The sequence below is a fragment of the Paraburkholderia sp. J94 genome (genome assembly GCF_905220285.1).
GTDB lineage: Bacteria > Pseudomonadota > Gammaproteobacteria > Burkholderiales > Burkholderiaceae > Paraburkholderia > Paraburkholderia tropica_A.
Map to the genome: position 1 here is coordinate 162686 of NZ_CAJMZH010000020.1, position 10670 is coordinate 173355.

At 65.2% G+C, this 10670-nt stretch carries 7 protein-coding genes; 6 read left to right on the top strand and 1 reads right to left on the bottom strand.

Translation table 11 applies throughout. The features are described 5' to 3' along the window. The 4 genes from U4Y88_RS33165 (at position 1) to U4Y88_RS33180 (ending at position 7017) form a co-directional block, all read left to right on the top strand. Complete coding sequence (locus tag U4Y88_RS33165) at positions 1-3279, top strand: efflux RND transporter permease subunit (protein ID WP_415774532.1); 3279 nt, start codon at positions 1-3, stop codon at positions 3277-3279. After that, the gene (locus U4Y88_RS33170; protein WP_321789099.1) at positions 3276-4793 is read left to right on the top strand and encodes an efflux transporter outer membrane subunit; all 1518 of its coding nucleotides are present in this window, start codon (positions 3276-3278) and stop codon (positions 4791-4793) included. Before U4Y88_RS33165 ends, U4Y88_RS33170 begins: the two co-directional genes overlap by 4 nt. 90 nt (positions 4794-4883) lie before the next feature. Next, positions 4884-6344: an ATP-binding protein gene (locus tag U4Y88_RS33175; RefSeq protein WP_321789102.1), complete on the top strand. Its 1461-nt coding sequence runs from the start codon at positions 4884-4886 to the stop codon at positions 6342-6344. Further along, complete coding sequence (locus U4Y88_RS33180) at positions 6337-7017, top strand: response regulator (protein WP_224014692.1); 681 nt, start codon at positions 6337-6339, stop codon at positions 7015-7017. Before U4Y88_RS33175 ends, U4Y88_RS33180 begins: the two co-directional genes overlap by 8 nt. A gap of 25 nt (positions 7018-7042) precedes the next feature. Here U4Y88_RS33180 and U4Y88_RS33185 read toward each other — a convergent pair whose 3' ends face one another. After that, the gene (locus tag U4Y88_RS33185) at positions 7043-7726 is read right to left on the bottom strand and encodes a TetR/AcrR family transcriptional regulator (RefSeq protein WP_321789104.1); all 684 of its coding nucleotides are present in this window, start codon (positions 7724-7726) and stop codon (positions 7043-7045) included. Between the two features lie 350 nt (positions 7727-8076). On the opposite strand from U4Y88_RS33185, the gene U4Y88_RS33190 reads away from it, so the two are divergent. Together U4Y88_RS33190 and U4Y88_RS33195 are read left to right on the top strand one after the other, a co-directional pair. Beyond that, positions 8077-9630, top strand: coding sequence for a DHA2 family efflux MFS transporter permease subunit (locus tag U4Y88_RS33190; RefSeq protein ID WP_224014688.1), 1554 nt, complete (start codon positions 8077-8079; stop codon positions 9628-9630). 74 nt (positions 9631-9704) lie between these two features. Continuing rightward, the coding region (locus tag U4Y88_RS33195) for an efflux transporter outer membrane subunit (RefSeq protein ID WP_321789106.1) at positions 9705-10670 on the top strand (966 nt) is incomplete at its 3' end.

Consider the following 10670-nt stretch of genomic DNA (forward strand, 5'->3'; position numbering starts at 1 on the left):
ATCGCTCATTTCTTTATCGACCGTCCGGTCTTCGCTTGGGTGCTCGCGATCCTGGTCTCGCTGACCGGCGCCTTCGCGATCACCCAGTTGCCGCTCGACCAGTATCCCGACATCGCGCCGCCGACCATCCAGATCACGGCGACCTATAACGGCGCGTCCGCGCAGACCAATCAGGACGCGGTCGTGCAGGTGATCGAGCAGCAGATGGTCGGTCTCGACAATCTGATGTACATGTCGTCCTCGGCGAACTCCGAGGGCAATATCTCGATCAAGCTGACCTTCTCGGCGGGCACGAATCCCGACACCGCCCAGGTGCAGGTGCAGGATCAGCTGCAATCGGCCAACGCGCTGCTGCCCGAAGAGGTGCAGGAAAGCGGCGTGACCGTGCGCAAGGCGTCGCCCGATACCTTCCTCGTCTTCAACCTCGTGTCCGAGGACGGCAAGATGAGCAAGGCGGCCATCGCCGACTATCTGTACAGCAATCTCGAAGAGCAGATCGAGCGTCTGCCCGGCGTCGGCCAGGCGCAGCAGTTCGGCTATGAGTACGCGATGCGGATCTGGCTCGATCCGAACAAGCTGCAAAAGTATGCGCTGATGCCATCGGACGTGGTCACGGCCATCGACGCGCAGAACAACGACGTGGCCGCCGGCGAAGTCGGCAACACGCCCGCCGTGAAGGGCCAGGAACTCGACGCCACCATCACGGCGCGCAGCCGCCTGACCACCGCGCAGCAGTTCCGCGACATCGTGCTCAAGACCGAGACCAACGGCTCGCAGGTGCTGCTCGGCGACGTGGCGCGCGTCGCGCTCGGCCCGCAGGCGTACACGGTCGAAACGAACTTCAACAACAAGCCCGCTTCGGGTCTCGGCCTGCAACTCGCGCCGGGCGCGAACGAAGTGCAGGTCGACAAGGAAGTGCACGACTTCCTGAACAAGCGCGCGGCGAGCTTTCCGGCTGGGTTGAAGGTCGAGTATCCGTACGAGATGGTGCCGTTCATCAAGACGTCCATCACCGAAGTGGTCAAGACGCTCGCGGAAGCCATCGTGCTGGTCGTCGCGATCATGTTCCTGTTCCTGCAGAACCTGCGCACCACGCTGATTCCGGCGATTGCGGTGCCGGTCGTGCTGCTCGGCACCTTCGGCATCCTCGACGTGTTCGGCTATTCGATCAACATGCTGACGATGTTCGGCGTGGTGCTCGCCATCGGCCTGCTCGTGGACGACGCGATCGTGGTGGTCGAGAACGTCGAGCGTCTGATGACCGAGGAGCATTTATCGCCGCGCGAGGCCACCAAAAAGTCGATGACGGAAATCAGCAGCGCGCTGGTCGCCATTGCGATGGTGCTCTCCGCCGTGCTGTTGCCGATGGCGTTTTTCGGCGGCTCGACGGGCATCATCTACCGGCAGTTTTCGGTGTCGGTGGTGTCGGCGATGGCGCTTTCGGTGGTGGTGGCGCTGACCTTCACGCCCGCGCTCTGCGCGACGATTCTCAAGGACGGCCACGAGAAGCCGAAGGGCCGTTTCTTCAGCGGCTTCAATCGCGGCTTCGATGCGTCGACCAGCAAGTATCGCCGCGTCGTCGACAAGATGCTGCATCATCGCAAGCCCGCGATCATCGTCTATGCGCTGCTCGTGCTGGGCGCGGGACTGCTGTTCGTGCGCCTGCCCACGTCGTTTCTGCCGACCGAGGATCAGGGCGTGCTGATGGTGACGGTGACCGCGCCCGTGGGCGCGACGCGCGAGCGCACCGAAGCGACGATGGCGAAGGTCGAGGACTATCTGCTCAAGCAGCCGGCGGTTTCGGAGGTGTTCAACGTCGCCGGTTACGCGGTTGGCAGTAACGGCCAGAACGTCGGCATGATGTGGGTGAAGCTCAAGGACTGGGATCAGCGCACGGCGGTCAACGATACGGCGCAGGGTTTCGTCGCGAAGGCTTCGCGCGATCTCTCGCAGCAGGTTCGCGACGCCAAGGTGTTCGTGCTGCAGCCGCCGACGGTGCGTGGTCTCGGCATCAGTTCGGGCTTCGACATGGAGCTTGTCGATGAGGGCGGGCTCGGTCACGCGGCGCTCGCCGCTGCGCGCGACAAGCTGATCAAGATGGCGAATCAGAGCGGCGTCGTGCGCCAGGTGCGCTTCAACGGTCTCGCCGATACGCCGCAACTCTCGCTCGATATCGACGACCGCAAGGCGAGCGCGATGGGTCTCGCGCCCGCCGACATCAACTCGACCGTCGAAGACGCGCTCGGCGGTGAATACGTGGACGAATTCCTCGACAACCAGCGTATCAAGAAGGTCTACGTGCAGGGCGACGCGCCGTTCCGCATGACGCCCGAGTCGCTGGAGCAATGGTATGTGCGCAATACGTCGGGGACGATGGTGCCGTTCTCCGCGTTCGCGACGTCGCACTGGACCTACGGGCCGCCCGAACTCGACCGCTACAACGCGGAGTCGTCGTTCGAGATCGTCGGCGATCCGGCGCCCGGCGTGAGTTCGGGCCAGGCGATGCAGACCATGGAGCAACTGGTCGCGAAGCTGCCCAAGGGCATCACCTATGCGTGGACCGGGCTGTCGTATCAGGAGCAGTTGTCGGGCGGACAGGCGCCGTATCTCTACGCGGTCTCGGTGCTGTTCGTGTTCCTGTGCCTCGCGGCGCTGTATGAAAGCTGGTCGGTGCCGCTGGCGGTGCTGCTGATCGTGCCGCTCGGCGTGTTCGGCGCGGCGCTCGGCACGACGTTGCGCGGGCTGTCGAACGATGTTTACTTCCAGGTGGGCCTGCTGGTGACGGTGGGTTTGTCGTCGAAGAACGCGATTCTGATCGTCGAGTTCGCGACCATGCTGGAGAAGCAGGGCGCCAGTACGCTCAAGGCCATCGAGCAGGCCGTCGCGCTGCGGATTCGTCCGATCGTGATGACGTCGCTGGCGTTTCTGCTGGGCGTCGCGCCGCTGGTGATCGCAACCGGCGCGGGCGCGGCCGCGCGTCAGTCGATCGGCACGGGGGTGTTCGGCGGCACGCTGGTGGGAACGGTGCTGGCGATTTTCTTCACGCCGCTCTCGTATTTCCTCGTGCGCAAGCTGAGCGGTAAGGGCGCGTCGCCGAGCGGTCCGGGCGGTCGCGGCGGTGCGGGTGCGCCCGCAGGCGATTCCGGCTCGACCGGTGCGCAGGCGGAGCAGAGCGTGCCCGAGCACGCGGAGCAGGAAGCCGGGGAAGATGCGTATGCGTTGCCGGATGGCGCGATGAATGCATCGACGCACGAGTCGAAGAATGGAGGTGCCGCATGAAGCGCGTAGTCCACTGGATGCTGGCCGGCGCGGCCGTCACGGCGCTGAGCGCGTGTATCGATCTGTCGCCGTCGTATCAGCGGCCCACCGCGCCGGTGGCGGCTGCGTGGCCCGATGCGGCTTCGACAACCGGCGCTGCAAACGCACAGCCTTCGGCCACGCTCGCCGCCGATATCGGCTGGCGCAGCTTCTTCGTCGATCCGCGTTTGCAGCGCACGATCGCGCTCGCGCTGTCGAACAACCGCGATCTGCGCATCGCGATTCTTGATATCGAAAAGGAGCGCGCCGAGTACCGCATCGAACGCGCGTCGCTGTTCCCGGAAATCGATCTGGGCGGCTCGCAGGAGGCCGAACGCACGCCGACTTCGGTGCGCAACGCGCAATCCAGCGGGTCCGCGACCACGACCACCGCGAGCGGCGAGACCACGCACGTCTATAGCGCGAATCTGGGCTTCACGTCCTACGAGATCGATCTGTTCGGCCGCGTGCGCAACTTGAGCAAGGCGGCGCTCGAAACCTATCTTTCGTCGATCGAAACGCGCCGCAGCACGCAGATCAGCCTCGTTTCCGATGTGGCGAGCGACTGGCTCACGCTGGCGTCGGACAAGCGCTTGCTGGCGATCGCGCAGGAAACCCAGGCGAGCCAGCAGCGCACTTTCGATCTGGTCGATCGCGAGCACACGCTGGGCGCGGCTAGCGCGCTAGACGTGGAGCAGGCGCAGGCGAGTCTCCAGTCGGGGCGCAACTCGGCGGCGCAGGCGCAGACCACGGCCGAGCAGGCGCGCAATGCGCTCGAACTCGTCGTGGGCGCGCGCGTGCCCGACGCCGATCTGCCCGATGCGCAGGTCGATCCGGTCGCGAGCATCACGTCGATTCCGGCGGGCATTCCGTCGGCGGTCCTGCAACGCCGTCCCGATGTGCTGGCGGCCGAGCACACCTTGAAAGCCGATAACGCCGATATCGGCGCGGCGCGCGCGAACTTCTTCCCGACCATCAGCCTGACGGCGGCGCTCGGCTTCGAAAGTCCCGCGCTCGCGCAGTTGTTCACGGGCGGCAATCGCGCGTGGTCGTTCGAGCCGTCGGCGGTGATTCCGATTTTCGACGCGGGCCAGAACCGCGCCACGCTCGACGCCGCGAAGGTGACGCTCAAGATCGACGTCGCGACCTACGAGAAGACGATCCAGACCGCGTTCGAGGAAGTCGCGAACGCGCTGGCGACGCGCGCGACCATCGACGAACAACTCGACGCGCAGACGCGCACCGTCAAGGCCGATCAGCACGCCTACGATCTGACGATGGCGCTCTATCAGCAGGGCAGCGACAGCCTGATCGACGCGTTGACCGAGCAGCGTCTGCTTTACACGGCGCAGCAGTCGCTGGTCGCGACGCAGCTTTCGGCGCAGACCAGTCTGATCACGCTGTATGCGGCGCTGGGCGGCGGCGTGGAGGCCGATTCAGCATCGAGTGCTGCGAACGCGGCATCGGCGGCGTCTGGCGCTTCGGTTACGCGCTGAGCGGTGAAGCCGGGCGCGAGGCAGTATGATGACCGAACGTTTTCAGAACCAGGGTTGAGGTAGCAAGGCCATGTGCCCGGAATCGAAGTCATGCCGCAAACGCTGATCCGCGTGCTGCGCGAAATCCGCCGCGCGAGCCTGACCGGCAAGCTGTTTGCCGCGATGCTGGTCGTCAACGTGCTGGTGATCGGCGCGATGGCGCTGGGCGCGCGGCTCAGTTTCGAGCGCGGCTTTCTCGGCTATCTGGAGCAGCAGGAAATCAAGCGGCTGGAGTCGAGCGTCGGGCCGCTGGGCCTCGCGTATCGCGATCACGGCAGCTGGGATTTCCTGCTCGAAAACCGCAGCATTTGGCACGAGATCATGCGGCCTTACGCGCCGGCCTCGTATCCTGTGACGAGCCGCGCGCCGCTGCCGCGTCTGCCGGTTTCGTCGCTGATCGGCACCAATACGCGCTTCACGCTGCTCGACGCGAAAGGCGCCTACGTGTTCGGCAATCCGGCCTTCGCGGATACGTCGCCGCGCCGTCCCATCGTCGTCGACGGCAAGACGGTCGGCTGGCTGCTGATGGTGCCGTTCGAGCGCGCGACCGAGGCGGGCGATCTGCGCTTCCAGAAGACGCAGCGCGAGTCGAGCTGGATCATCACGATTGCGGCCACGCTGCTCGCGATTCTCACGACCTTGTGGATGGCGCGTGCGCTCGCCTCGCCGCTGCGCCGCATCGCGAGCGCGACGCACACGCTCGCGGGCGGCGATCTGAGCGCGCGCGTGCCGACGGTGTCGACCGGCGACATCGGCCAGCTCGAACACGATTTCAACCATCTCGCGCAGACGCTGGAGAGCACCGAGCGCATGCGTTCCGCGCTGGTCGCCGATATCTCGCACGAACTGCGCACGCCGCTCGCGGTGATGAGCGGCGAGATCGAGGCGATCGAAGTGGGCGTGCGCCCGGTGAGCGTGGAAGCGGTGCGCTCGCTCGGCGGCGAAGTGAAGCGCCTGAGCCGTCTCGTCGACGATCTCTACGATCTCTCGCTCGCCGATGTCGGCGCGCTGCGTTATCACCACGAACAACTCGATGTCTGCGAGACGCTGCGCTCGGCGTTGCGCCGCAGCGCGCGGCGGCTCGGCGACGCGGGTCTCACGCTGCGCACCGATCTGCCCGACGCGCCGCTCTGGGTGCGCGGCGACGAGCGCCGGCTTCAGCAGGTCTTCACCAATATTCTCGAAAACGCGGTGCGTTATGTCGATGCGGGCGCAACAGTCTGCGTGACGGCGCGCGAGGATGCGCGCACCGTCTACATCGATTTCGACGACAGCGGCGCGGGCGTGCCCGAGGCCATGCTGGCTTCGCTGTTCGAGCGCTTCTATCGCGTGGAGGCGTCGCGCAGCCGCGCGACCGGCGGCGCGGGGCTCGGCTTGCCGATCTGCCGCGGCATCGTCGAGGCGCACGATGGGCGTATCGACGCCGCGCGCGCGCCGCTCGGCGGCTTGCGCATTGCCATCGCGCTGCCGCGCAGCACGGAAACCTTCAGGAACCGACGTGACCATGAGTAACGAAACGCCGATCGACATTCTGATCGTCGAGGACGAGCCCAAACTGGCGAGCGTGATGGCGGACTTCCTGCAAGCCGCGGGCTACACCACGCGCTGCGTGGACGACGGCCGCGAAGTCGCGAACGAAGTGGCGCGGCGCATGCCGGGCCTGATCGTGCTCGACCTGATGTTGCCGGGCCGCGATGGCCGCGACATCTGCCGCGATCTGCGCACCTATAGCGACGTGCCGATCATCATGGTGACGGCGCAGGTGGAGGAGGTCGACCGCTTGATCGGCCTGGAACTCGGCGCCGACGACTACATCTGCAAGCCGTTCAGCCTGCTCGAACTGGTCGCGCGCGTGAAGGCGATTCTGCGCCGCTCGCGCTTCGAGCGCTTTCCCGAGAGCGTGCCGCTGCAACTCGACGAAGAACGTTTTCTCGCGACTTTTCGCGGTGTGGAAATCGAATTCACGCCGATCGAATTTCGCTTGCTGCGGACGCTGGCGGCGCGGCCCGGCCGGGTCTTTTCGCGCGACGTGCTGATGGACCGGCTGTATCCCGATGGCCGCATTGTCGAGGACCGCACGATCGACAGCCACGTGAAGAAAATCCGCCGCAAATTCGAGGCCGTCGCGCCCGATGAAGACGTGATTCAGTCCGTCTACGGCGCGGGATTCCGGCTGGCTTTATAGCGTTTGATTGGCTTTGCGTGCGCGCTCACGCGCCTTCGGGCCGCTTGACGAACGCGTGCACGAAGGTCTGCACGGACGCTTCCACCCAGCGGTCGAGCTGCGCCTCCGAGGGCCGCGAAGTCGGATGCGTGAGGCATTCGAGTTGCGCCTCGCCGCGCACGATGCTGATGAACAGCATGGCGGCCGTGGTGTAGCCCACGGCTTGCACGTCGATCTGGCCGCGCGCCGCCGCGCGTTCGAGAAATTGCCCGACGATGCTCGCCACCACTTCCGGCCCCGCCGCATAGAACGCGCGCCCCAGCTCGGGAAAGCGCGGCGCTTCCGAGACGATCACGCGATACAGCGCGAGCCCCATCGGCGACACCACCAGATCGAGATACGCGCGTGCGAGCCGCGTGAGCGAGCGCGTGATGTCGTCGGTTTCGAAGTCCATCTTGCGCAGCGAATTCGCGAACTGCCCGCATTCGCGCTGGATCACGGCGGCGAACAGCGCTTCCTTGGTCGGCCACGCGGCATAGACCGTCGACTTCGAGACGTGCGCCTCGCGCTGGATCATGTCGGTGGTGGCGGCGCTGAAGCCGTGCGCCAGAAAGATGTCGCGCGCGGCGTTCAGGATCGTGTCCGCCTTGCTGGGGGCGGGCACGATGTCGGGCTTGCGGGGAGTGGGGGGACGGCGCGCCGGTGCGCCGGTTTCCTTCTGCGTCGCCATTTGTTCTGGATCGGTAGCGATAACGGTGTCGCCGGATCGTAACACAGCGCACGGGCGGGATTCCCGGCTGCGCACAGCTTCGTTTCGAATAGTACCGATCGGTTCGATTTTTATTGACGTGGCAATCTTGTGCTCTTATCATCCAGTACCGTTCGGTACTATCCCGCCTGGATGATCCTCCCCTCATTGACGGTTTTCGCCGCGTGAACGTGCGCGGCGCGGGGTCGTTTTTTCTCGCGCCAAGGCGCGCAGAGCGGGAAGCGTGGCGTATCGGCCGGACGGACACATCAACTTGATCAGGATTGCAAACGGATGATGGACTCGCGAAACCCATTCAAGCGGAGCACGCGTTGAACGCGGCCGCCGCGTCCCCGCCGCCGTTGAGCGGCGGCAAGCTCGCGCTCGGCACGCTGGCCGTCGCGCTCGCGACCTTCATGAACGTGCTCGATTCGTCGATCGCGAACGTCGCCATTCCCACCTTGTCGGGCAGCCTGGGCGTCTCGGTGGACGAGGGCACGTGGGTCATCACGGTGTTCGCGGCGGCCAATGCCGTTGCGATCCCGCTGACCGGCTGGCTCACGCAGCGTCTCGGCCAGATTCGCCTGTTCGTGGGTGCGATCGTGCTGTTTACGATCGCTTCGTGGCTCTGCGGCATGGCGCCCAATCTGCCGGTGCTGCTGGCGGCGCGCGTGTTCCAGGGTCTCACGGCCGGGCCGCTGATTCCGATGTCGCAAGCGATCCTGCTCAGTTCGTGGCCGAAGCAGAAGTCCGCGACGGCGCTGGCGCTCTGGGCCATGACGGCCACCGTGGGGCCGATCGCGGGACCGTCGCTCGGCGGCTGGATCACGGACAGTTATAGCTGGACGTGGATTTTCTACATCAACATTCCGGTGGGCATTTTCGCGGCCACGGCCACGTGGATGATCTATCGCTCGCGCGAGACACCCACGCGCAAGCCGCCGATCGATCTGGTCGGGCTCGGCCTGCTCGTCGCGTGGGTCGGCACCTTGCAGGTCATGCTAGACAAGGGCAAGGATCTCGACTGGTTCCATTCGCCCGTGATCATCGGCCTGACGATTGCGGCTGCGGTCAGCTTCACGGCCTTCGTGATCTGGGAGCTGACCGAGGAGCATCCGATCGTCGATTTGCGGCTGTTCGGCCAGCGCAATTTTCTGGGCGGCACGATTGCGATTTCGATCGCGTATGGCGTGTTCTTCGGCAATCTCGTGCTGCTGCCGCAATGGATGCAGGAGTATCTGGGCTATCGCGCCGTGGATGCGGGGCTCGTGATCGCGCCCATCGGCATCTTTACGGTGCTGCTTTCGCCGGTGATCGCGAAGGTGCTGCCGCGCTCGGACGCGCGCGTGATCGCCACATTGGCGTTCATCGGTTTCGCGGCGGTGTTCTGGATGCGCTCGAATTACATCGTCGATATCGATACGTATCACCTCGTGCTGCCCACGCTGCTGCAAGGCATTCCGATGGCGATGTTCTTCGTGCCGCTCACCGCGATCATTCTCGCGGGCCAGCCGCCGCAGCGCATTCCGGCCGCCGCCGGTCTGTCGAATTTCGTGCGCGTGTTTTGCGGCGCGGTGGGCACGTCGCTGGGCGCGAACGAGTGGTACGACCGCACGGTGGTGCATCACGTGCGGCTCACCGAGCAGGCGACGCCGGAGAATCCGGCCTTCACGCAGTTCCTCGGCTTCGTGACGAAGTCGATGCACGTCGATACGGCGACGGCGCATGCGATGTTCGGCCAGCTCGTGGAGTCTCAGGCGGCGATGCTCGGGCTCAACGACGTGTTCTGGATTTCGGCGGTGATCTTCATCGCCATCATTCCGCTCATCTGGATTACGCGCGCGGGCAGGGCAGGCGGGGGCGGCGCGGATTCGGCGGCGCATTGAAGCCACATTGACGCAGCATTGAATCTGCGTCGAATACGAAAACCGGTGCTGCCTTTTTCGAACATCAGGAAAACATGAAAAACGTTTCAATTTCGAGCTCGCGCGTGCGGCCTCGCGCGCTGGCCTTGGCCGTTGCGTGCGCAACGGTTACGCTCATGAGCGGCTGCGCGAACTATATCGGTATCAAGAGCGACAAGACGCTGGACCAGCCGCAGCAGCTCGAGTCGTCGCAGAGTATTCCGGCGCAAGGCGGGCAGTGGCCCGCGCTCGACTGGGCGAAGCAGTTCGGCGATCCGCAGTTGCAGAAGCTGATCGACGAAGCGCTCGATGGTAATCCGACGATTGCGCAGGCGCAGGCGCGTCTGGCGAAGGCGTCGTCGTATATCGAGACTTCGAAGTCGGCGTTGGCGCCGAAAGTGAACGCGGGTTATTCGTGGACGCGCGAACTCTATTCGGAGAATGCGCTTTATCCGAGCCCCTACGGCGGCAGCTGGTACAGCGAAAACAACGTGCTCGCGAGCGCGTCGTGGGATCTGGACCTCTGGGGTAAAAACCGTCAGCGTCTCGCGCAGGCCGTCTCCGCGCAGCGCGCCGCCGAAGCCGAGATGCAGCAGGCGCGCATCACGCTCGCGGCCTCGGTCGCGCGTACGTATAACCAGCTCGCCCAGCTTTACGCGCTGCGCGACATCGCCGCGCACGAAATCGACAACCGCAAGACCATCGGCACGATCACGAACGGCCGCGTGGTCGCGGGCCTCGATACCAACGTCGAGCGTCAGACCGCCAACGGCAACATCGCAACGAGTCAGGCCAATCTCTCGCAGATCGACGGCCAGATCGAGACCGTGCGCTACCAACTGGGCGCGCTGCTCGGCAAGGGCCCGGACCGTGGTTTGCAGATCGCGAATCCCGTGCTCAATCCGGTCGCGAATGTCGCGCTGCCCGACAACCTGCCCGCCGATCTCATCGCGCGCCGCCCGGATATCGTCGCTGCGCGCTGGCAGGTCGAAGGCGCGATGCACGATGTGAAGGAAGCGAAG